We start from the raw sequence: 23,030 nt of genomic DNA, 5'->3' as shown, positions 1-23,030 counted from the left end.
CTAGGCCCAGCTGCTCCGAACCTCCACATGAACCCGGCCGTCCCGAACCGCCACCTACGCCTGACCGTGCCGAATACCCGCCTCAACCCGGCCGTCCCGAACTCCCACCTAAACCCGGCCGGCCCAAATCTCTATCTCCGCGCCAACACCCGTAGCCGCCGCGTCCCTCGATGGACCTGGCCGTTGTCGAGTCCACGTCTGGTGCGAAGGTTCAACCCACCTTCCTATCGCTGGCTCCCCGGCCATCGGGGTGTGGACCTCAAGGCCAATCAGGGGCAAGCCGTCATGGCCGCAGGCTCTGGTGTGGTGACTTTCGCCGGCAAGGTCGGCGGCCTGACCGCAATCGCAATCACCCACCCCGACGGCCTGCGAACGACCTATCTCCCAGTCGATCCGACCGTCCACGCAGGCCAGCGCGTCTCAACGGGAACCTCGATAGGCACGATCACCGGTCACCAGATCCCTCATTGCCCCGCGACCTGCCTCCACTGGGGCCTCATCCGCGCAGGCCGTTACCTTGACCCTCTCCTGCTCCTTGGTCATGGGGAAGTCCGCCTCTTCCCCTTGCACCTCACGCGACGTCAGGTCCTACCGTGAAAAACGTGATCGAGGCCGACAACGAACGTCGATGGAGCGTAGGCGAACTGGCACGAGCGACCGGACTGACCGTCCGGACCCTGCACCACTACGACCAGATCGGCCTCCTCACCCCACACGAACGAACAGCATCCGGACACCGCCGCTACACCGAACACGACCTACGACGCCTCTACCGAATCCGCGCCCTCAGCGCACTCGGCCTGTCCCTGGACGAGATCGCCTCAGTCCTGGCCGACCAGGACGACGAGCTGACCGCGCTCCACACCCTCCTGACCGCCCAACTACACGACTTGACCGCCCAAGCCACCCGAATCAACGAACTACGCACCCGAATCGACGGCCTGCTCCAACGCATCGCCGCCCGCCAGATGCCCAGCCCAGACCAATTCATGTCAACCCTGGAGTTGATCACTGTGTACGAGACCTACTTCACCCAGGAACAACGCGACCAACTTGCCCAACGCCGCACCGCCCTGGGCACCGAAGCCATCGAAGCCGCCAAACACGAATGGGCGGCCCTGGTCGAAGAGCTACTCCCACACGTCGCCGCCAACACCCCCACCGACGACCCCCAGGTGGCCGACCTGATCGCCCGCTACCAAGCCCTCGGCGCCCGCTTCCACCCTCCAGCCGAGCAGGGCGAACAAACCGCAGCAGCCGCCCGCCAAATGTGGCAGGACAACAGCACCGAACTCGCCGCCCGCCTCCCCTGGCCCCCCGACCGCATGATCGCCCTCGTCGAATACGTCAATCGAGCCCGCCACCCCTGAACAGCCACCCACCAACTAGCCCGCCTACGAACGTTCCCGTCTTCGGGTATGTCCTGCAGGTTGAGCCCCTGCGATCTGCCTGGCGAACAGCCGCACCCTCCCCGAAGATCAAGCAGGTCTCACACCACCCGAGCCGGAGATGTCCTACTCACGTGCAGAGACTTCTGCTCACGTACAAGAGCTCGCGTACAGAGACTCCGGCTCACGTAGAGACATGGACGAGCACGTGCAGGGACGAATGAGATGCGTAGAGAGACTTCTTTCATGTAGAAACACGGTCCAGTCACGTACAGGGACGAACGAGGTCACGTGCAGGGACACGGACGAGTGTCCTGTGCCAGTGGAGCTTAAGCGCGTGACATCGAACTTTGATCGCTATCGCCACAGGTCGCAGATCGGTCGGCGAGCCGCAGCCACTCAATCTTCGGTGGCACTCCAGGCAAGGTTCGGTGACACAGGACAACGAGCCCTACACGCACTCGGGGCTGATCGGGCTCGAAATGTCGGTGAGAAGTAGCAGCACCAGGAGATTCGACTAATCACTTAATGTGTTCTTGTGATTACCGATAGAGATGTGTGGTGGCCGGCTCGATGATTATCTGGGGTTGTCAAGCGAACTAGCTGGTCAGCTGCTTGATGGTCGCTAACACGTCAGGCAAGTAGGCTGGCTGCGGCTGCAGCGCTGGTGAAGGAGTCGCTAGTGATCACCGACCCGACGATCACCCGGATCGGCCAGGGGGTGGAGTTGCATCACCACCGAGGTCAGCGTGAAGCCGCTCGCGAGTTGTTCGCGCAGATCTGGGACGACATCGGCGGCGAGCAAGGCGATCCGCTGCATGTTTGTGTCCTTGCCCACGCGATGGCCGACGTGCAGGACGACGTGAACCAGGAGCTGATGTGGGATCTGCGAGCGCTTGCCGCCGCGGATCTGATCACCGATGAGCGGGTGGCCCAAGCTGGGGTGACGCTTTCAGTGGCCGGTTTGTATCCGTCGTTGCACCTCAACGTGAGCGAGTGCTATCGCAAGCTGGGCGATTTCGGCCGCGCCCGTAAGCACCTCCAGCAGGCGCGGGCCGAGATCGGCGCGCTTGGCGACGACGAGTATGGGCAGCTCATCAAGGGCGGCCTGGAACGGCTGGCCGAACAGTTGGGTGACGCCACCTGACTGCGCCCGAACGAGCGGACTGGCCCGGCGTGGGACTCCGACGAGAATCCGAGCTTGTTGTCGTTGTCGACATTGTTTCTGCGGTTAGGCGCGTGGGTGGGCTTGGCGGTAGGCGGTGTGGAGACGTTCGATGGAGACGTGGGTGTAGATCTGGGTGGTGCCGAGGGAGGCGTGACCGAGGATCTCCTGGACGCTTCGAAGGTCGGCTCCGCCTTCTAGAAGGTGAGTCGCGGCAGTGTGTCGGAGCCCGTGAGGGCTCAGGTCCGTTACGCCGGTGTCGGTCAGGCGGGCGTGGACGACACGGCGGACGGTGCCCTGATCGAGCCGGCCGCCTCTGATTCCGAGAAACAAGGCAGGACCGGTGCCTTCTCGAATCCAGAGAGGGCGTCCGCGGACACACCAGGCGTCCAACGCGCGAAGCGCGGGCAACCCGAAAGGAACCACCCGTTCCTTCCTCCCCTTGCCGAGGACTCGCAGCGTACGCCGCTCCCGATCGACATCGTCGACATCAAGCCCGCACAACTCGCTCACCCGGATGCCAGTGGCATAGAGCAACTCCAGGACAGCTTGATCCCGCAACTCTTTTGGATCATCGGCCCCAGCGGAGTCCAGAGCCGCCCTCGCCTCGTCCTGATCGAGTACCGCAGGCAAACTCCTCCCGGCTTTCGCCGAACCAAGCAGCAGCCCCGGATCATCGTCCAACCATCCCCGCCGATGGCAGAAGGCCGTGAACACCCGCGCACAAGCCGCCCGCCTGGCCAACGTGGCCCGCGCCTTCCCAGCCCCATGCTGATCGCCCAGCCACTCCCGAAGCATCCCGATATCCAACCCCGCGAGCCCCTCAACCCCAGCACTCTCAAGATGACCGATCAGCGAACCAACATCCCCCAGATACGCCCGCACCGTATGAGGCGACAAATCCCGCTCCACCCGCAAATACCGCTCGAACTCCACAACCACCTCCCCAACCACCGAAACCTCCATCCCTAACCCCGCAACAACGGCCAGCAACACCAGAAGCCAACCGCCGAACACCGAGCCCGAACTCGACACTCATGGCAACACCCGACGTTCAAGCTACCCAGGAGGTACCCAATCCGCAGCTGGCAGCACAAGATCACCTATCTGGTTTTGTTCGTGAGAGTTGGGATCTGGCACAAATTCCGTGAAGCCAACGAGCACGGGCGATCCACGTGAGTCTGTGGGGCCGTCGTCCCAGGTCGTAGCAACCTGCGTGAGCGATCCACGGCGTCGTTCACGGAATGTGTGCCAGAAGCCAGTTCCCGCGAGCAATACACCTATCGCAGTGCCCAGCGAGGCGGCCAGCAACGCCTGACAGCCCCTGCCCCTTCCGGTAACGCCATACAGGCACCAAATCGTGGCGGGCTACCCACCAACGCCAGAGCTTATGCCCCGCGCCTACCCGTTAGCGTCCACGAAGTGGCATATGGGCGATCCCTTCCCGTTTATAACGGTTCATGCCTCGCTAGGGGTTCTCGTGAACTAAGACGGCCACCTCGTAATCCTTCGAGACGCGAATCGAGGAAGGACGCTCCGAGAGATGGCCATAAACGACATCAGTGCCCGCTATCGGGGGCAACTTTGATGAGACCCTGGCCGAGGCGAGCCCGGACCTGCTGCGGGTGGTGGCGAGAAGACGGCAAGGCGCTGGGGAGGTCACATCCCAGTTGCCCCATCAATGCGTTCGCGTAGCAGGTCAGCGTGGCCGTTGTGTCGGGCATATTCGGCGATCATGTCGACCATGATCTTTCGCAGCGATATCGGCTCGCCGGTCTTCTTACGAATCCCCGTCTCATCCAATGACGCCGCAGCCGCCACGATCTGCCGGGAGTGCTCGCATTCTCCCCGCCACACGGCGAAGGCTTCGTTGACGTCGCCGTCCAGGGAATCGAAGTCCTGGTTGGGGTCATCGTCGGAGTAGTAGAGCATCGGAACGTCCTCACCGGTGAACTGGATCCGGAACCACCACCGCTCCACGCCAGCCAAATGCCGCGCCATACCGTGTAGCGAAAGCCCGGACGGAGGCACCGCACGCTCAGACAGCCGCTCTGGCGGCAAGCCCGCACACTTGAGCTCGAAAGTCGCTCGCTGCCAGTCCAGAACAGCACCCAAGATCTCCCGCTCGCCACCCACAGCAGGCGGATCCTCACGAGTATCGCCGTTCCACCTTGGCGAGGAGTGCTTGGGAACAGACGTGCCAGTCATGCTCCACCTCCGGTTCTTGCCCATGCTCACGATCAGTGTCGACGGCGCTGCAAAACGATTGGCCCGCCGTTGACAATCAGGAACGACCGAGTCTTCCAGGCACCACCGACAATTCGCTGCTGCCCCCATACGCTTGAATCCAACCACCCGCCTCGAACATGTTCCGACCCTCCTGACCCCGGAAATGACGACCTCAGGTTGGCGCGCAGCAGCAGCTCCGGCGTCGTCGACCAAATCACCCCAATTCCACGCCTGTGTGGCGCCCATCGGAAGGGACCGGGGATCGGGGACCGGGGACCGGGACCAGGGACCTGTCGGCGGCCACTGGCATGGCCGCAGGTCCGGATCTCCCGGTGGCCGCTCTGACCACCATTCGGGACTCCGAGAGCGGTCTGCTCTTGTGGGGTGCGTCGCGTGGCTCTTGTGGGGCGCGTCGCGTGGCGACCATTCCCAGCCTGATCTTCGCGCTCTGGGGCGAGTGATCTGCTCCTGCGAAGTGCATTGCACGGTTGGCCGAGTTCGGCGTCTAGCAGCTGGTCACGAGTGGTCTGTTCCTGTGGGATGTGCCGCGGTTACGGCGTGGGCTGTTCGTTCAGTTCGCTTGGATGGCATTAGTGGGTGGAAGAGGTTTGAGGCGCCAGCCGTCGGGGGTTCGGAGGATGTAGCCGGCGGATTCGAGGCCGCCGAGGCAGCTCAGTGTCGTGGTCAGGGGGAGGGCGGCGGCGCTGGCGATGGTGGCGGGGCCCGCGGGGGTGCGGGCGGGGACGGCGTCGAGGACTCGTTTGGTTTCTTCGTTGAGAGAGTCGCGGGGGTAGCTGGGGCCTCTCAGGGTGGGGGCAATGTCGTCGCCTATGGAGCCGACCAATTCGATGATCTCGGGTACTGAGGTGACGCAGGTGGCGCGGGCCTCGCGGATGAGGGCGTGGCAGCCGGCGGAGACGTCGCTGGTGATAGGGCCGGGGACGGCCATCAGCTGCCTGTTGAGGGCGGAAGCGTGCGATGCGGTGTTGAGCGCGCCGCTCCGGAGGGCGGCTTGGACGATCACGGTTCCCCGGGAGAGGGCGGCGATGACGCGGTTTCTGACCAGGAAACGCAGACGCGTGGGCTGGACGCCCGGAGGTGATTCACTGATCACCAGGCCTCGTTCGCGGACGGCGCGGAACAGGTCGGCATGGGCGGATGGGTAGCAGACGTCGGTGCCACAGGCCAGCACGACGACTGTTGGCGCGATGCCGGCAAGGGCGCCCCGGTGAGCCGCTCCGTCGATACCGTAGGCTCCGCCGCTGATCACCGACCAGGAGCGATCGCTCAGTCCAGCCGACAATTCCGCGGCCGCGTGTGTGCCGTAGGCGGTGGCCGCGCGAGCCCCGACGACGGACACCGAACGAAGGCATGCGAAACGCAGATCCTCTTCGCCGTCCAGCCACAATCCATACGGCCGCAACCGCCCGAGGTCATTGAGCTGCGACGGCCATCCGGGATCGCCGGGCACCAGCAGCCTCCCAGCAGCGAGATCATCTGCTGCCCGGCCCGCGCAACCCACCGCTCGCCCGGCCCATCCCGTAACCAATTGCCCCAGGTTGAGCCGCCGCCGCTCCGTATTGGCCGACTCCAGCTCCGCCTGAATGAACTCCGGCTCCAGAACGCCACGACGAACTTGAGCGAGCGCCCCCACTGCCCCGTATTCCTCGATCAGCCTCCCCATGACCGGATCCCCCGGCTCCGCGATCCGCGTGATCTCCGCCCGCGCCAACCGATCCGCATCCCCCGCCGGATCGATCACTCCCGAACACGCAGATCCCGACCGCCCAGATCCTGATCCAGAACCCAGCCCTCCAACGCCTGGCCACCTCGCTCCCTCACCATCCTCCGACCGCCCTGCGCCGTCAGCATGAGACTGAGGCAGATCGATCTGGTCCACACTCACGCGAGCAGGAACAGGAGCGATCTTCCCTTGCGAAGAAGGGCGGGGGTCCTGATCTGCCGACAGTGCGTGGCCTCGCCGGAGCCGAGGCTGTGCGTGGTGGCCGCCCCCGGGACCTCGTGGGCGGCTCTCGCGATCCCCGGACTGTTCTCGGCGATCGGCACCTTCCTGATGCGGCAGGCCTTCCGTGTAGGTGTTGAGGGGTGGATAGGTGATTGGGCGGAGAGCTGGGGACCAGTTGCTCGCTGGGTGATGGGAAGGGAATTGGCTGGTGACTGGGATGGGAGCCGAATAGGAGCTGAGGGCTGGGCGAACCGAAGCGCGGTCGGTGGCTTGGTCGGGAGCTAGAGAGCGACTGGAAGCCAGACCGGGAACTGGAGAGTGGTTGGGAGATGGAGAGGAGTTGTTGAGTGGGTAGGCGCGGGTCGAGGGGTTTGGAATGCGGTTGTTGGGGTTCTTCATCAGATCTCCTTCGTGGAAACCCCCGCCTTTACGAGGGGGATGCCGTTACTGGTCTTGTCCCATCCACATGGTTAGGGCGGCGGTGATTTCGTCGAGGCCGGGGCGGTCCTGGGCCGCGAGGTCGGAGATGGTCCAGGCGACGCGGAGGACTCGGTCGAGGCCTCGGGCGCTCAGAGTGCCGACGTCCAGAGCTCGGGTGAGGGGGGTGAGGACGGCGTGGGGGAGGCGGAATTCGCGGTGGAGGACTGCGGAGGAGACCTCGGCGTTGTTGCGCCAAGGGGTGCCCGCTAGGCGTTTGGCGGCGCGTTCCCGGGCTTGGGAGACTCGTTCGGAGACTGTTTTGCTTGGTTCCGTGTGGGCGCGGTCGGCTAGGAGTTCGGCTCGGCTGGGACGGGAGAGCCTGATTTTCACGTCCACGCGGTCGAGGAGAGGGCCGGAGAGGCGGGCGAGGTAGCGGCGGCGGGTGCTGGGGCTGCAGCCGCAGAATCGGCCTGCTTCGCCGCCCAGGCCGCAGGGGCAGGGGTTGGCCGCGAGGACGAGGGTGAAACGGGCGGGGAAGGTGACCGTTCCGGCGGCGCGGGAAACGGTGACCTTGCCGGACTCCAGGGGCTGGCGGAGGGAGTCGAGGACGCCGCTGGCGAATTCGGGTGCTTCGTCCATGAAGAGCACTCCCTGGTGGGCGAGGCTTACCGCGCCGGGGCGGATCAGGCCGGTGCCGCCGCCGATGACTGAGGCGACCGTGGCGGTGTGGTGGGGGGCAATGAACGGGGGTCGGAACAGCAGGGGGTGGCCGCCGGGGAGGGCGCCTGCGATCGAGTGGATGGCGGTGACTTCCAGGGCCTGGTCGCGATCCAGGACGGGGAGGATCGTGGGCAGACGTTCGGCGAGCATGGTCTTGCCTGTTCCTGGCGAGCCGAGGAGCCAGAGGTTGTGGCCACCGGCCGCGCAGATCTCCAGAGCCCAGCGGCCCAGGGGCTGGCCGACGACCTCCATCAGGTCGAGGTCGGTCGGCGGTGCGGGTGGGCGGGCGTCGAAGGAGGCGACGTCGTCGACGCAGGGCAGCCGGTGGAGGTCTCCCGCGCGGAGCCAGTCCACGAGTTCGCGGAGGCTGGATGCGGGGACGACGGTCAGGCCAGGGACCAGGGCGGCTTCGCTGGCGTTGAGCGAGGGGACGACGATGAGGCGGGCGCCGGCTTCGGCGGCGGCCAGTGCGGCGGGGAGGACGCCCCGGATTGGTCTTATCTGTCCGTCCAGGCCGAGTTCGCCTAGGAAGAAGGGGTCCGCGATCCTGGCGGGAGGGATGGATCCGGCCGCGCCGAGGATGGCGACCGCTATCGCCACGTCGAAGATGGATCCTCGTTTGGGCAGGCTGGCTGGGAACAGGCTGACGGTGACCCGGGCGTCGGGCCAATCGAAGCGGCTGTTGAGCAGGGCGGAACGGACACGGTCCCGGGATTCGCTGATGGCGGTGTCGAGGAGGCCGATGAAGTGCGTGCCGACTACGCCTCTGCCGACGTCGGCTTCGATTTCGACGGTGTGCCCGGCGACGCCGACCAGGGCGACGCACCGCGTGCGCGCGACGGGCATGTCAGACGAGCCCCCGCTCGTGCCGGATCGAGAAGTCGCCTGCGAAACGCTCCAAGGCGATCACGTCAACGCGGATCGAGTCGAACCACTCGTGTTGGGCCGCCAGCCACCGGCCGGCGAGGGATCGCAGTCGCAGCACCTTCTCCTGGGTCACTGACTCCAGGGCTGTTCCGTGGCTGCGGCTGGATCGGGTCTTGACCTCGACCACGACGAGCACGCGGCCATCGCGCGCCACGATGTCGATCTCTCCCGCGTCGCAGCGCCAGTTGCGGGACAGAATGCTCATTCCCGCCGCCCGCAGGAACTCCACGGCGAGCCGCTCGCCGGTCTTACCCAGTTCATCCTTCGCGGCCACGAGACCACCTCCGGCCCCGACCTTCGCTCATTCACCGCCCTCGTCGTGCGAGAAAATCCGCGCCTGTGGATAACCCTGTGACCTGTGGAAATCCAGATGCCATCATTTCGGACACCGAGATCGTCCGATTCTCCTCAAGAGCGCTGATCCTGGCCTTGTCAGCGCCAATCCCCCAGCTTGGTACACATCCCAGTGGATGCCGCCGAACGTCCTAGCGCTCGGATGCCGGATCGTCATGAATAGTGGTGTCGAGTGGATGGCCCCACCCGCCCAACCCTTTGTTCCACACGGGCCTCCGCCCGCCCCCGAAGACGCCCTGGACGACGATCTCGGCTTCACCGGGTGGACGTGGTTCTTCCCACCCGCCCACCCTTTTGTTGCCCTCGGGCTCCGCCCGACCCCGCCGCCGCCGTGATCATCCACACGGGCCAACAGCCACAACGCGGCCATCCTCCCGCCCGCTGGTTCCACGGGGCTCTACTCCACCGTGGCGGGGTTATCCCACCGACAGACAGTCACCCGCACCCAGCGGGCAGTTTGCGCTTCCCGGCCCTTCACCCCGCGCAGCGGATAGCGGGCGATCAGCTCCTCCAGTCGCGCGTACGCCACCAGCGGCCAACGACCTCACGCCCCACTGGGGGCCAGCACCAGCGTGGGGGTCTCCTACACTCCACAACGCGAAAGCCATCCTCGTCGCGAAGGAAAGCAGGAACTACCGCCACTAAGACCCTCAGGGGCCTAGATCAAACCCGGCGGGGCATGCTCGGCGCGAAACCGACACCCCGCCCGCTCCCGCCAGCCTCACCTACCGGCAAGAGTCCGCAACAACGTGGTCAAAATCAGCTGGAGAAGCCCTCCTTCGGCATTTCCAGGTCGGGTTTGGCGAGTTCTTCGACGTTGACGTCCTTGAAGGTGACTACCCGGACGTTCTTCACGAATCTTGCTGGGCGGTACATGTCCCAGACCCAGGCGTCCTGCATCTTGACGTCGAAGAAGACGTCGCCGTTCTCGGCGGTTCGCACGTCGAGGTCTACCGAGTTGGTCAGGTAGAAGCGGCGTTCGGTCTCCACGACATACGTGAACAGGCCGACCACGTCGCGGTACTCGCGGTAGAGCTGCAGTTCCATTTCGGTCTCGTATTTTTCGAGATCCTCCGCGCTCATGCCGGTCCTCCTGTTCCACACCCCGTCTGGGCCCCTGACCCATTCTCCCGCATGTCCATACCCAGCCTCGTCCGCGCCACTGTCACGAACGAGAACCGATGATGCGGGCTGGGTCCGTGGGTCGCCAGGGCCCTGCGGTGCGATTGGGTCACATATCCCTTGTGCAAGGCGAATCCGTACTCCGGGTGGACGTCGTGGAGTTCGGTCATCATTTGGTCACGTGTCACTTTGGCCACGATGGAGGCGGCGGCCACGCAGGCGGCGACCTGGTCACCCTTCCAGACCGCCAGGGAGGGGGCGGGGAGGCCGGGGACGGGGAAACCGTCGGTGAGGATGTAGCCGGGCAGCAGGCCCAGGGCGGCGATCGCGCGGCGCATGCCGGCCACGTTGGACTTGTGCAGGCCGCGGGCGTCCAGCTCCTCCGGAGGGATGATCACCACGCTCACGGCGCGGGCGGTGGCCATGATCTTGTGGTGGAGTTCTTCGCGGCGGGCGGGGGTGAGCAGCTTGGAGTCCGCCAGGCCGTCGATGTCGCGGCCGAGGACGACCGCCGCGACGACCAGCGGGCCCGCGCACGCGCCGCGGCCCGCTTCGTCCACGCCGGCCACGGGGGCCAGGCCACGCCGGGCGAGGGCCCGTTCATATCCGTAGAGCCCCGAATCGCGACGTACGACGCTGGGACGGGGTCGATAGGCAACTGTCATGACAGAAGCAGCGTACGCCCCATCATGGGATCTTGGAGAACGTCTCCGGACGAGAGAAGAAAGCCAATCGGTCGAACGGCCAATACCTGGCAAAAGCCGTGCCAATCACGTCAGCTTCGGCGATGGTGCCGGTGAACTCGTCTTCCATGAAGGAGCGGGAGTCCATCGAGTTGGTCCGGTGGTCGCCCATCAGCCAGAGGCGGCCTTCCGGGACCTTGACCTCGAAGGTCTTGCCGGCGTAGTCGCCGGGATAGAGGTAGTTGTCCTCTTCCTGAATGGGGGTGCCGTTGACGGTGATGCGGCGCTGGGCGTCGCAGCACTTGACCGTGTCGCCGCCCTTGCCGATCACCCGTTTGATGGTGTCCTCGCCGTCCCAGCCCTTGAACACGACGATGTCGCCGCGGTCGATGCCGCCCAGTTTGAACACCACCACCCGGTCGTTGACCAGCAGCGTGTTCTCCATCGACTCGGACGGGATGTAGAACGACTGCATCACGAACAGGTGCACCAGCACGGCCACGACGATTCCGCCCACCGTGAACATGACGGTTTCGCGGAGGGTGGAGCGCTTCTTTTTTTTGGGCGCGGGGGGATCGGTCTCTTCAGCCACGGTCACCTGCGGTAGGTTACCGCCTCACCCGTATGCGGCGTCTAAGCGCCACAAGCGGGAAGGCCATTGTGAATCCAAGGAGAAGGGGCGCGGCGCCCGAGGCCGCCTGCGCGGCGTGCAGGGCGGGCTGGCCGAAGGTGTCGGGGATGGGCAGCACGGCGGCCCGGTCGAACGGCCAGACGATGACGAAGGCACGGCCGATGACCTGGCCGATCGGGATGGTGCCGCCGCCGGGATCGCCGCCGTGAGCGCGGGAGTCGAGCGAGACCGCGCGGTGGTCGCCCATCACCCAGAGGCGGTCGTCGGGGACGTTGATCTCGAAGTTGGAGATGGACGGGACGTCGCCGGGGTAGAGGTAGGACTCCTCGTTCAGGGGCACACCGTTGACGGTGACGCGGCCCTTGGCGTCGCAGCACTTAACCGTGTCGCCGGGGACGCCGATGACACGCTTGATGTAGTCCTTCTCGCCGGGGACCACGCCGAAGGCGGTGCCGACCCAGCGGAAGAAGGCCGCGATGGGGTTGCTGGGCTCCTCGTATTCGGCTTCGCCGCCCCAGGAGTCGACGCCGGAGAACACCACCACGTCGCCGCGCTCGATGTCGCGGACCCGGTAGACGAGCTTGTTGACCAGCACCCGGTCGTTCTTGAGGAGGGTGTTCTCCATCGATTCCGACGGGATGTAGAACGCCTGGACCACGAAGGACTTGATGAGGAGCGCGAGCACCAGGGCGACGACCACCAGAACCGGCAGTTCACGCCAGAACGAGCCCTTCTTATCCTTGCCGCCCTTGGCATTCTGCTGGGTGTCTTCCGCGACCACGTCCACCCCGTCCTGGTCAGGGTCGATTGACCCCGCTTCGCTAGTCACAAAACACGCGAGCCCGCGACATGCATCGGGCTCGCCTGCTCATGAGCCTAGATGATGCCCGCGTCGCCGAGCGTTGCCGACGCGGCATCGACTTGCCAAATGCGGTGCCGGTGAATGGGAAACGTCCCCAAAATGATGAATAGCCCGTGCCGACGCGGCACGGGCTCCTCATCTCCGCCGCCTTACTTCGCGGCGGGCAGCGCGTCGCGCTTCTCGCGGATGCGAGCCTTCTTGCCACGCAGGTCACGCATGTAGTACAGCTTGGCGCGACGGACGTCACCGCGGGTGACGAGGGTGATCTTCTCGAGTACCGGGCTGTGCACCGGGAAGGTGCGCTCCACCCCGACGCCGTAGCTGATCTTGCGGACGGTGAAAGTCTCACGGTTGCCGCCGCCCTGGCGGCGCAGGACGAAGCCCTTGAACACCTGGATTCGGGACCGGTTGCCTTCTACGACGCGGACGTGCACCTCAAGGGTGTCACCCGGACGGAACGCCGGGATGTCCGTGCGGAGGGAAGCTTTCTCAAGCTCCTGGATCTTCGTGTGCATGACGGCGATTCCTCATCGAAGCGAGCACACGGAGGTCCATCCGGCCTGTCCTCCGTGGGCAGGCGGCGTGAGGGACGCGCGTGCTGAGCTGAATACGTCTGATCGGGCGCGATGCCCCGACCCTGCGGTGCCAACGTAGGCAACAGCGACTAAGTTTGCCACATCTTCAGGACTGAGGCGAAACGAGCCGCGTAATCGAGCATCGGGGGTCCTCGGTGCTCGCCGTTATCCGGCGCCGTTTGCGTCCGCGTCACATCTCGCCGTACCGGCGCAAAGGGGACCGGGCGGGCGTTGAGCGAATCCGCGATGGCCGATGACCGGTTCAGGTCGCGTCTGGATTGAGGTCTGCCAGGGCCTGGCGGTCCGCTTTGTCCAGATCTTGTACGGCCGGGAGCAGGTCAGGCCGCCTGATGTACGTGCGCCGAAGGGCTTCGTCACGACGCCAGCGGGCGATCTTGCCGTGGTGACCGGAAAGGAGGATTTCGGGAACCTCGTGGCCTCGCCAGACCGGAGGTTTGGTGTAAACGGGACCTTCAAGAAGGTTCTGCATGGCGCCAGGGGCGAAAGAATCGTCGGTGATCGAATTGGCGTTGCCGAGGACGCCAGGAAGCAGGCGGGCCACGGCCTCCACCATGACCAGAACCGCGGCCTCCCCACCCGCCAGCACGTAGTCACCGATGCTGACCTCGTCGACCCGCAGCCGGGAGGCGTACTCGACCATGACCCGGGAGTCGATGCCCTCATAGCGGGCAGGCGCGAACAGCAACCACGGCTCCGCGGCATATTCCAGCGCCACCGACTGCGTGAACCGGCGCCCGCTGGGCGTAGGAACGATCAGGCGTGGGGTACGGCCGGCAACCGGCCCCCGAACGGCGCCAACCTCGCCCTCAAGCCCAGAAACCAAACCTTCGCCAGAGACTCCGCCCGAAGCGCCAGCAACCAAACCATCATCGGAGGTTCCGCTCGAAGGCTCAGCAATCGAAGCGCCAGGGAACTCACCCGCGGAACGCGCGATGACAGCATCGATGGCCTCGCCCCACACCTCAGGCTTCATGACCATGCCAGGCCCGCCCCCATAGGGCGTGTCGTCCACGGTGTGGTGGACGTCGTGGGCCCAGTCGCGGAGCTGGTGAAGGCGGATGTCGAGAATGCCGCGCTCCCGGGCCTTCCCCATCAACGAGACGGAAAGCGGCGCGAAATACTCGGGAAAGATCGAGATGATGTCGATGCGCATGATCAAGTGTCCAGGTCGAACAGACCAGGAGGCGCGGCGACGACCAGGAAGCCCCGGTCCAGGTCGATGTCGGGGACGAGTGCCTTGACGAACGGCACGTACGCGTCGTCGCGACCCGCACGCCGTACCACCAGGAGATCCTGGCCGTGATGCAGGACGTCGGCGACCTCCCCGACGGGGGAACCGTCAGGGGTCTGGACGGCCAGGCCGATCAGCTGGTGATCGTGGAACTCGTCGGGATCCTCGGAAGGCGGCAGGTCCGCGGAGCCGATGACCAGCAGCGTGTCCCTGAGGGCCTCGGCGGCCTCGCGGCCCTCGACGCCAGCCAGGCTGAGCATGAGGATGCCCTTGTGCCAGCGGGCGCCCTCGACCACCAGCGGCCCGCGCGCGGCGGGCTCGGTGGTCAGCGTGGTGCCGGGGGCGAAACGCTGGTCGGGCGCGTCGGTGCGGACCTCCACGGTGACCTCGCCGCGAACGCCGTGCGGACGCCCGATCCTGCCCACGACTAGCTGCATGCGCTCTCCACAGATACCCCCAGAAAACAAGCCAGGGGACCCCCGTGGGGGGTCCCCTGGTCTCGTGCGATTGTTCAGCGGGCCTCGTTCAGGTCGACCAGGTCGACCCGCACGTACTTGCCGTCGGCGAGGGCGTTGACGACAGTGCGCAGCGCCTTTGCCGTGCGACCCCCACGGCCGATGACCTTACCGAGGTCCTCAGGATGAACCCGGACCTCTAGGACGCGCCCGGTACGGATCTTCCGAGCCCGAACCTGGACCTCGTCGGGATGTTCGACGATGCCCTTAACCAGGTGTTCGAGGGCCTCTTCCAGCACCTCAGGCCTGGGCTTCCGGCTCAGCCTCGGCGGCGGTCTCGGCCTTCGGCTCGGCCTTGCGGGCCTTGCGCGGCGTGGTGGCGGCGCTGGCGGAGTCGCCGGAGAGCGTCTCCTTGGCGGCGGCCTCGTAGAGCGCGTGCCGGTCCGGCTTGGGCTCGGCGACCAGGAGCGGCGGCGGCGCGGCCTCGCCCTTGAACTTCTGCCAGTCACCGGTCAGCTTGAAGATCTTCAGGACCGGGTCGGTCGGCTGCGCGCCGACGCCCAGCCAGTACTGCGCCCGCTCGGAGTCGACCCGGATCAGCGACGGGTTCTCCTTCGGGTGGTACAGACCGATCTCCTCGATCGCCCGGCCGTCCCGCTTGGTGCGGCTGTCGGCGACGACGATGCGGTATTGCGGGTTGCGGATCATGCCGAGCCGCTTGAGCTTGATCTTGACTGCCACGGGTGTGGTCTCTCCTGCTTCAGCAAGTGGGTGAGCGGTGTCTCATCGAGTGGGGCACGACGTGTCGACCGCCCGAGGGACAGGCGCGACAGGCGGGGGTGAGAGGGCACCCACCAGATCACGATGTTCCAACACCCCATTCTGCCAGATGTTCGTGCCTACTTCTGCCCAGGAAACTTGAACTTGGACGGATCGAAACCTGGCGGCAGCTGCTGGCCGAGGTTGCCGAGCGCGCCGGTCCCGGGTTTGGGCGTTTCCGCGACGGGCTTGGGCAGCCCGGCCTTGCGCGGGTCGCCGCTGACCCGGCGGCCCTTCTTGGGCTTGGTCGCCTTCTGCTGGCGCCGCCCGCCGGGCATGCCGGGAATGCCCATGCCCTGGGACATGCGCTTCATCATCTTCTGCGCCTCGAAGAAGCGGATGACCAGGTTGTTGACCTCGGTCACGGTGACACCGGAACCGCGCGCGATGCGCTCCCGCCGGGAACCCTTGATGATCTTCGGTTCGGCCCGCTCGCCGGGCGTCATCGAGCGGATGATGGCGGCGATCCGGTCCAGGTCCTTGTCGTCGACCTGGTTGAGCTGATCCCGCATCTGCCCCATGCCGGGCATCATGCCGAGCAGGTTCTTGATCGGCCCCATCTTGCGGACCATCATCATCTGGTCGAGGAAGTCGTCCAGCGTGAAGCCGTCGCCGGAGGCCATCTTGCTCGCCATCTTGGCGGCCTCGGCCTCGTCGAAGGTCTTCTGGGCCTGCTCGATCAGGGTGAGGATGTCACCCATGTCGAGGATGCGGCCCGCCATCCGGTCCGGGTGGAAGGCGTCGAAGTCCTCGAGCTTCTCGCCGGTGGAGGCGAACATGATCGGGCGGCCGGTGACGTGCCGCACCGACAGGGCGGCGCCGCCGCGGGCGTCGCCGTCCAGCTTGGTGAGCACGACGCCGTCGAAGCCGACACCCGTCATGAAGGCCTGCGCGGTGGTCACCGCGTCCTGGCCGATCATGGCGTCGACCACGAACAACACCTCGTCGGGGCTGACCGCGTCGCGGATGTCGGCGGCCTGCCGCATCAGCTCCTGGTCGATGCCGAGGCGGCCGGCGGTGTCGATGATGACCACGTCGTGCTGCTGCCGCTTGGCGTGCTCGATCGAGCGGCGGGCCACCTCGACCGGGTCGCCGACGCCGTTGCCCGGCTCGGGCGCGAACACGGCCACCTCGGCCCGCTCGGCCATCACCGACAGCTGCTGGACCGCGTTGGGCCGCTGCAGGTCGCAGGCGACGAGCAGGGGCACGTGGCCCTGCTCGCGCAGCCAGCGGGCCAGCTTGCCGGCCAGGGTGGTCTTGCCCGAGCCCTGCAGACCGGCGAGCATCAGCACGGTCGGCGGGGTCTTGGCGTAGCGGAGCCGCCGGGTCTCGCCGCCGAGGATGTCGATCAGCTCGTCATTGACGATCTTGACGACCTGCTGGGCGGGGTTGAGGGCCTGGGACACCTCGACGCCGCGGGCCCGTTCCTTGACATGGGCGACGAAGTCCTTGACCACCGGCAGCGCGACATCGGCTTCCAGCAGCGCGATGCGAATCTCGCGGCAGGTCGCGTCGATGTCCGCGTCGGACAGTCTGCCCTTGGCGCGAAGCGAGGAGAAGACCGAAGTCAGCCGGTCGGAAAGCGTCTCGAACACGTGATTGGCCAGCCTAGAAGTCGTGGGTCAGGGGACTACCCCAGGATCCCCAGCCTATCCGCTTACCAGCCGGGCGAGCCCACGCGCGTGGTGAGCGCGTGTTCCACCAGCGTGATGAGGGTGCTCTTCACCGACTCGCGGGTTCTGGCGTCGGTCTTGACCACGGGGATGTGCGGGGAGAGCGACAGGGCTTCCCTGATCTCCTCCTCGCCGTGGGCGTAGACGCCGTTGAACCCGTTGACGCCGACCACGAAGGGCAGCTTGGCTTCCTCGAAGTAGTCCACGGCGGGAAAACTGTCGGCCAACCGGCGGGTGTCCACCAGGACCACCGCGCCGATCGCGCCACGCACCAGGTCATCCCACATGAACCAGAAACGGTGCTGACCAGGCGTGCCGAACAGGTACAGGATCAGATCCTGGTCCAGCGACACCCGGCCGAAGTCCATCGCCACCGTCGTGGTCGTCTTGTTGGGCGTCAATGCGACGTCGTCGATGTCCTTGGAGGCGTCGGTCATCACCGCCTCGGTCGTCAGCGGCACGATCTCCGACACCGCTCCGACGAAAGTCGTCTTGCCAACTCCGAAGCCGCCGGCAACGACGATCTTCGTCGAGGTCAGGCCACGGCTGGCAGTGCCGTGGCTATAGACGTCGAAGTCCACTGAGTACCCTTTCCAACAATCCCAAGTCCGGCTTCCCGGCGTCCAGCTGTGGCTGGTGCACGTGCACGAGCCCCTCCGCCGCCATGTCGGCGATCACCACGCGTGCCACGCCCAGGGGGATCCGCAGCAGGGCGGACACCTCGGCGACCGAGCGCACCTGGCGGCAGAGCGAGCTGATGGCCCGCTGCTCCGGCGGCCGGTTGGACAGATCCTGGTGCATCGACGTCGCCGAGGAGACCAGGGCCTCCAGCGCGAGCTGCATGCGCGGCGCCGTCCTCCCGCCGGTGACCGCGTACGGCCGGACCGGCGAGGCGGGATCCCGCGGCGGGATCGGGGCACCATACGGCGGCCCCCACGAGTCCATGATTATCTCCTCGGGTGGGTGGCCTGGAGCTCAGCCCGCACCGCGGGAGTCAGAACCTGACCCGCACGTTCGACCAGGAGCGTCATCTGGTAGGCCACGAGGCCCATGTCGCAGTCGCTGGCGGCCAGCACGGCCAGGCAGGAACCGTCGCTGACCGACATGATCAGCAGCAGCCCGCGCTGCATCTCGACCATGGTCTGGGTGACCGGGCCGCCCTCGAACACCCGGGAGGCGCCCTGGGTGAGGCTGATCAGCCCGGCGGCGACGGCCGCGAGCTGGTCGGCCCGGTCCTTCGGGAAGCCGTCGGAGTACGCCAGTGGCAGCCCGTCGGCGGACACCACTACGGTGTGCGCCACGCCGGGTACCGAGCTGACGAAGTCGCTGATCAGCCAGTTGATGCCGCGCGCGGCATGGCTCATCTCTCGCACGGAACACCCCTGTACAGATAGGTAGATGTCGGCACGCTCACGGCTTTTCTCCTCTGCCGGCGCCCGGGTATCCCTCGTCTTCGCTGATCTCGCCTCTGGCTACCGCGCGGCCTTGCCGTACCCCCTGCTGGAGGCTGGACAGGCGGCTGCGCGCGCGTTCCGGCGAGAGGGCGGGCATCGGCGCGATGGCCGGCTTGCCCGCGTCGGCGGAACCGGGCACCAGGTTGGCCTTGGGCACCCGCTTGGGCAGGCCCGAGGAGGTGCTGGCCTCCCAGGAGGGCTGCTGGGCGGCCGCCTCCCAGCCGTTGTCGGCAGGTGTCTGGTTCCAGCTCTTGTCCTCGGGGCTGCGCTGGAACCAGGCCGATTCCACCGCCGCGAAGATGGGCAGGAAGTCCTCCGGCCGTTCTTCTCGTACGGCGGGCAGCGGGCCGGTGCTGTCCACATCCATCCCCGACATCCCGGGCATTCCCGAGAACCCAGAGATACCGGACAGACCGGAATCCCCACGCCGCTTCGGCAGCGGCGGCCCGTTGGAGGCCGGGCCTGGCGCGCCAGGCGGGGTGCGCGGGTCGAACGGCGAGCGCATGACCTGCCCGGTGGCGGGCGCGTCGAACGGCGACCTGGCGGGCTGCTGGTCGAACGGGTTCGGCTGCCCCTGCGGGGAGCCGAACGCGCCCCGGCCGTCGAACGGCGAGGGCGGCAGGGCGCCGGCCGGGCCGCCGCCCAGCGCGTTCCGGCCGTCCGCGGGACCCCGGCCGTCGAACGCGGACCGCTGGGGTCCCCCGTTGTCGACGCCGAACATGGCCTGCGGCATCCCCGGCGGTGGGAAGGACGGGTGTTGCCCGCCAGGACCCGGCGTGGCGAAGGGCCCGCCGGGACCGTTCGGCGCGGGCGCCGACAGGGCCAGCGGCGGGGCGCCCCAGGCGACGGGCTCGGACTGGCCCTGCGGCGACCAGCTGGGCGCGAATGTGCCCGCGTACTGCTGCTGGGAGTACGCCGGAGCGCCCATCAGCGACTCCGGCAGCAGCACCATCGCGGTCAGGCCGCCGCTGTCGTGCGAGCGCAGCTGGACCCGGATGCCGTTGCGGAGCGCGAGCCGGCCGACCACGAACAGGCCCATCCGGCGGGACACCGACACGTCCACGACCGGCGGGTTGGCCAGCCGCCAGTTGGTCGCGGCGATCTCCTCCTGGGTCATCCCGATACCGCCGTCGGTGACCGAGACCATCACGCCGCCGCCGTCGATCCGGTTGCCCGAGACGACCACCCGGGTGTCCCTGGCGGAGAACGAAAGCGCGTTCTCGACCAGCTCGGCCAGCAGGTGGATGACGTCGTTGACGGCCTGCCCGGCCAGCGCCACGTCGGACGGGATGTTGATGGCGACCCGCTCGTAGCCCTCGACCTCCGACAGCGCGGCCCGGATGACGTCGGTGAGCTCCACCGGCTGGCTCCACCGGCGGGCGGGTTCCTGCCCGGCGAGGACCAGGAGGTTCTCACTGTTACGGCGCATGCGGGTGGCCAGGTGGTCCAGCTTGAACAGGTTGCCGAGCCGCTGCTCGTCCTGCTCGCCCTGCTCCAGGCCGTCGATCAGGGCGATCTGCCGTTCCACCAGGGTCTGGGTGCGGCGCGACAGGTTGACGAACATGGCGCTGACGTTGCTGCGCAGCTTGGCCTCGTCGCCCGCCAGCCGGACCGCCTCCTGGTGGACCTCGTCGAAGGCCCGGGCCACTTCCCCGATCTCGTCGGTGGAGGAGACGCCGATGGGCTGCGGTTTCACCTCGGGGGTGTTGCCGGTGCCGTCGGAGTCGCGCAGCCGCTGGACCAGCTCGGGGAGCTTGTGGCCGGCGATCTCCAGGGCTTCGGAGCGGAGCCGGCGCAGCGGCCTGACCAGCGATCGGGCCATCGCGGTGGTGATGACCAGCACCAGGCCGAGGATCAGCACGACCACGATGATGTTGGCGATGGCGCCGCGCTGGTCGGCGGCGGCGAAGCCGTTGCTGCGGTCGACGATGGAGGCGATCTGGAGCTTCTCCACCTCGTGCATCTTGTCGACGGTGGCGCTGCTGACCTGGAACCACTCGTCGCCGTCCGGCCCTGGGCGGTCGTCCAGGTTGTTGAGCAGGCGGCGGGTCCTGATCACTTCCAGCGCCGACAGCCGCAGGAACTCGGCCCTGTCGATCTCCGGACCGGTGACGAGGTCGGCGTAACTCTGGCGTTCCCCCGGAGTGGCCACCGTGCGGAACGCGTTCAGCTCGCCCTCCTGCCGCTTGCGGGCGGCAGTGAACGCGTCCAGTTCCAGCGGGTCGAAGCGGCCGACGGTGGTACCGAGGGCGAGCGTGGCCCGGACGATGGAGGCTTCGTTCTTGGCGCGGGCCAGCGAGGCGAGGGCGGTGGCGCTGGCGTCGAGCTCCTCGTCGACACCGCCCTGGCCGTTCTCGTCGTACAGGCGGATCAGGTCCGCGATGAACGCGGAGTACTTGTCGATCGCGAGCAGCGCGGGGAGCTGAGTTTCCACGGTCGTCTTGCGCAAGTTGGCCAGCTCGCCGAGGCGCCGGTCGAGCCGGGAGAGGTTCTGCCGACCGACTTCTCCGAAGGAGTCGCCGGTGACCTCGACGCGGCTCCGGACCGCGTCGGTGAGCACATCGACCGAGCCGCGCTGGTTGCGGACCAGGCCGAGGGCGGGTTCGCCCGACCGGCCGGTCTCGATGTAACGCGCCGTCAGGTCGCGTTCGAGCTGGAGCTCGTGGATCAGGTCGCTCAGGATGCCGGTGAAGACCGCCACTTCGCTGACCCTCTGATATTCGGCGGCGCTGTTGATCGATGTCACCACACGAAGGCCACCCAGAAGCACCGCTGCAATGGTGGGGACCAGGATCAGGGCGACCAGGCGGCTGCGGACCCGCCAGTTCTTCAGCGCCAGCCGGTTACGCGTGTCTTCTTCGTCCTCGGGGCCGGGGAGGGCCGCCGGGGGCGTCTCGGACACGGTGCGGTGATCATTGTCGATCGTAGCCGTCCTCACAGGCCGCACCTTCCGCTAAAGAAAAATCAATTTATCCCGGGAAACCTCCCATAAGCCACGGGCAATTGGAGCATAAGACCACGAGATAGACCAATAGCCGTGACCGGATTGCCACGATCCAACACGTACCGCTCAGTAATGTCGAGAGGTCAGAGCGAACTTCCCTGGTTGAACCTCAACTGCGCACCCTCCATGGGATCATGCGTTCGATGGACCGATCCAACCCCCTGAAACACCTCATTTAGCGCAAAAGTCACCAACAGCTGACTTGTTTACAAGTTTGGTGACATAGTGCTCTCATTCCTGTTGAGGGGGTTTTTCCTCCGCTACGCTCGTCGCTCGTCGCCCGCCGTGTTCGAGATCATCTGACGATCCGCGGGCCATTCCCCCAGCTAAAGGAGACTCCATGAGACGCCTATTCCTGGGCCGACCGCTCGTGGTGAGCGTCCTGGCCGCATTGGCACTCACGGCATGCGGCGGCGCCGATACGAATACGACGGCGGACACCTCGAATAACGGCTTGGAAAAAACCGCCCTTACGGTCGGTATCCTGCCTATACCCGACTCGGCTCCGATCCAGATCGCGATCGACAAGGGCTTCTTCACCGCCGAAGGGCTGACCGTACGGACGTCCATCGAGGTCGGTGGCGCCACCGCCACGCCCAAGCTGGTCGCCGGCCAGCTGGACGCGACTCTGAACAACTACGTCTCCCTGTTCTCCGCGCAGGAGAAGGGCGTGGGCAAGTTCAAGGTGGTCGCGGACAGCTACCAGTCCGCGCCCGACAACTTCGTCCTGATGGCCAACGCGGACGACGCCAGCCTCTCGAGCCCGGCGGACCTGGGCGGCAAGAAGATCGCGGTCAACACGCTGAACAACATTGCCACCTTGGCCGTCACCGCCTCCGCCAAGGTGGCCGGCGTGACCATCGACCCCAAGCAGTTCGTGCCGATGCCGCTGCCGGACATGGGCGGCGCGCTGAAGAACGGCACCGTGGACGCGATCTGGGTGGCTGAACCCTTCATTTCGGCCTACTCCCAGCAGGGCGCCAAGAAGATCGCCGACACGATGAGCGGCCCGCTGGCCGACTTCCCCATCGCCGGCTGGGTGATGAACGAAGACTTCGTCAGCAAGAACCCCAAGACGGTGGCCGCCTTCCAGCGCGCGCTGGCCAAGGCCCAGCAGCTGGCCGCCTCCGACCGCAAGGCGATCGAAGAGGTCCTGCCGAAATACACCAAGATCGACGCGGCCACCGCCTCCGTCATCGCGCTCGGGGTCTACTCCACCACCCTGAGCGAGGCGCGCCTGCAGCGGGTCGCCGACACGATGAAGGAGTACGGCTACCTGCAGGCCGGGTTCGATGTGAAGTCGGTGCTGCACGCGCCGACCGCGGGGTGAC

General features: G+C 66.6%; 23 protein-coding genes and 1 pseudogene. 3 read left to right on the top strand and 21 right to left on the bottom strand.

The features are described from left to right. Positions 1-602: 602 nt before the first annotated feature. On the top strand, positions 603-1,370 hold the full coding sequence (locus ABGB08_RS29095) for a MerR family transcriptional regulator (RefSeq protein ID WP_347596149.1): 768 nt from the start codon (positions 603-605) through the stop codon (positions 1,368-1,370). Positions 1,371-2,070: 700 nt separating this feature from the next. After that, positions 2,071-2,535, top strand: a complete 465-nt coding sequence (locus ABGB08_RS29090; RefSeq protein ID WP_347596146.1) for a hypothetical protein — start codon at positions 2,071-2,073, stop codon at positions 2,533-2,535. 84 nt (positions 2,536-2,619) lie between these two features. Here ABGB08_RS29090 and ABGB08_RS29085 read toward each other — a convergent pair whose 3' ends face one another. From ABGB08_RS29085 to ABGB08_RS28985, 21 genes and pseudogenes are all read right to left on the bottom strand, one after another. Next, on the bottom strand, positions 2,620-3,519 hold the full coding sequence (locus tag ABGB08_RS29085; RefSeq protein ID WP_347596143.1) for a tyrosine recombinase XerC: 900 nt from the start codon (positions 3,517-3,519) through the stop codon (positions 2,620-2,622). 693 nt (positions 3,520-4,212) lie between these two features. Further along, positions 4,213-4,761: a DinB family protein gene (locus ABGB08_RS29080; protein ID WP_347596140.1), complete on the bottom strand. Its 549-nt coding sequence runs from the start codon at positions 4,759-4,761 to the stop codon at positions 4,213-4,215. 592 nt (positions 4,762-5,353) lie between these two features. Next, a complete protein-coding gene (gene dprA / locus ABGB08_RS29075) occupies positions 5,354-6,544 on the bottom strand; it encodes a DNA-processing protein DprA (protein ID WP_347596137.1) in 1,191 nt (396 codons plus the stop codon). Positions 6,545-6,684: 140 nt separating this feature from the next. Then, positions 6,685-6,849: a hypothetical protein gene (locus ABGB08_RS29070; RefSeq protein WP_347596134.1), complete on the bottom strand. Its 165-nt coding sequence runs from the start codon at positions 6,847-6,849 to the stop codon at positions 6,685-6,687. 343 nt (positions 6,850-7,192) lie between these two features. Further along, positions 7,193-8,734, bottom strand: coding sequence for a YifB family Mg chelatase-like AAA ATPase (locus ABGB08_RS29065; protein WP_347596132.1), 1,542 nt, complete (start codon positions 8,732-8,734; stop codon positions 7,193-7,195). A gap of 1 nt (position 8,735) precedes the next feature. After that, on the bottom strand, positions 8,736-9,089 hold the full coding sequence (locus tag ABGB08_RS29060; RefSeq protein WP_347596129.1) for a YraN family protein: 354 nt from the start codon (positions 9,087-9,089) through the stop codon (positions 8,736-8,738). A 477-nt stretch (positions 9,090-9,566) separates the two neighbouring features. Next, positions 9,567-9,698: a hypothetical protein gene (locus ABGB08_RS29055; RefSeq protein WP_347596126.1), complete on the bottom strand. Its 132-nt coding sequence runs from the start codon at positions 9,696-9,698 to the stop codon at positions 9,567-9,569. Positions 9,699-9,928: 230 nt separating this feature from the next. After that, positions 9,929-10,252, bottom strand: a complete 324-nt coding sequence (locus ABGB08_RS29050; protein WP_030511723.1) for a DUF2469 domain-containing protein — start codon at positions 10,250-10,252, stop codon at positions 9,929-9,931. Beyond that, entirely contained in the window at positions 10,249-10,956 is a 708-nt protein-coding gene (locus ABGB08_RS29045) for a ribonuclease HII (protein WP_347596121.1), read from the bottom strand. The genes ABGB08_RS29050 and ABGB08_RS29045 overlap by 4 nt, the downstream gene beginning before the upstream one ends. A gap of 22 nt (positions 10,957-10,978) precedes the next feature. After that, positions 10,979-11,572 (bottom strand): signal peptidase I, encoded by a 594-nt coding sequence (lepB, locus tag ABGB08_RS29040; RefSeq protein WP_246269125.1) that lies wholly within the window; start codon positions 11,570-11,572, stop codon positions 10,979-10,981. 10 nt (positions 11,573-11,582) lie between these two features. Next, on the bottom strand, positions 11,583-12,434 hold the full coding sequence (lepB, locus tag ABGB08_RS29035) for a signal peptidase I (protein ID WP_347596117.1): 852 nt from the start codon (positions 12,432-12,434) through the stop codon (positions 11,583-11,585). 182 nt (positions 12,435-12,616) lie between these two features. After that, positions 12,617-12,982: a 50S ribosomal protein L19 gene (gene rplS / locus ABGB08_RS29030; protein WP_155360681.1), complete on the bottom strand. Its 366-nt coding sequence runs from the start codon at positions 12,980-12,982 to the stop codon at positions 12,617-12,619. A 391-nt stretch (positions 12,983-13,373) separates the two neighbouring features. Continuing rightward, positions 13,374-14,216: pseudogene (gene trmD / locus ABGB08_RS29025) on the bottom strand (tRNA (guanosine(37)-N1)-methyltransferase TrmD); the annotation flags it as partial. 2 nt (positions 14,217-14,218) lie between these two features. Then, positions 14,219-14,731: a ribosome maturation factor RimM gene (gene rimM, locus ABGB08_RS29020; RefSeq protein ID WP_347596113.1), complete on the bottom strand. Its 513-nt coding sequence runs from the start codon at positions 14,729-14,731 to the stop codon at positions 14,219-14,221. 74 nt (positions 14,732-14,805) lie between these two features. Next, positions 14,806-15,048, bottom strand: a complete 243-nt coding sequence (locus ABGB08_RS29015) for an RNA-binding protein (protein WP_155346803.1) — start codon at positions 15,046-15,048, stop codon at positions 14,806-14,808. Between the two features lies 1 nt (position 15,049). Next, complete coding sequence (gene rpsP / locus ABGB08_RS29010) at positions 15,050-15,490, bottom strand: 30S ribosomal protein S16 (protein ID WP_347596110.1); 441 nt, start codon at positions 15,488-15,490, stop codon at positions 15,050-15,052. A gap of 158 nt (positions 15,491-15,648) precedes the next feature. Further along, positions 15,649-17,163, bottom strand: a complete 1,515-nt coding sequence (gene ffh, locus ABGB08_RS29005; protein ID WP_347596107.1) for a signal recognition particle protein — start codon at positions 17,161-17,163, stop codon at positions 15,649-15,651. Between the two features lie 62 nt (positions 17,164-17,225). Next, positions 17,226-17,780: an ATP/GTP-binding protein gene (locus tag ABGB08_RS29000; RefSeq protein WP_155360716.1), complete on the bottom strand. Its 555-nt coding sequence runs from the start codon at positions 17,778-17,780 to the stop codon at positions 17,226-17,228. Between the two features lie 22 nt (positions 17,781-17,802). Continuing rightward, entirely contained in the window at positions 17,803-18,186 is a 384-nt protein-coding gene (locus ABGB08_RS28995; protein ID WP_347596104.1) for a DUF742 domain-containing protein, read from the bottom strand. A gap of 2 nt (positions 18,187-18,188) precedes the next feature. After that, positions 18,189-18,605 (bottom strand): roadblock/LC7 domain-containing protein, encoded by a 417-nt coding sequence (locus tag ABGB08_RS28990; RefSeq protein ID WP_218034378.1) that lies wholly within the window; start codon positions 18,603-18,605, stop codon positions 18,189-18,191. A 46-nt stretch (positions 18,606-18,651) separates the two neighbouring features. Then, on the bottom strand, positions 18,652-21,633 hold the full coding sequence (locus tag ABGB08_RS28985) for a nitrate- and nitrite sensing domain-containing protein (protein ID WP_347596100.1): 2,982 nt from the start codon (positions 21,631-21,633) through the stop codon (positions 18,652-18,654). Positions 21,634-22,039: 406 nt separating this feature from the next. Between ABGB08_RS28985 and ABGB08_RS28980 the strand changes: the two genes are divergently transcribed. After that, entirely contained in the window at positions 22,040-23,029 is a 990-nt protein-coding gene (locus tag ABGB08_RS28980) for an ABC transporter substrate-binding protein (protein ID WP_347596097.1), read from the top strand. Position 23,030 lies beyond the last annotated feature (1 nt).

Source organism: Acrocarpospora sp. B8E8, from assembly GCF_039871605.1.
In the GTDB taxonomy this organism is placed as follows: domain Bacteria; phylum Actinomycetota; class Actinomycetes; order Streptosporangiales; family Streptosporangiaceae; genus Acrocarpospora; species Acrocarpospora macrocephala.
The sequence above is the reverse complement of the archived record's forward strand: the minus strand, read 5'-3'. Positions and strand labels throughout refer to the sequence as shown.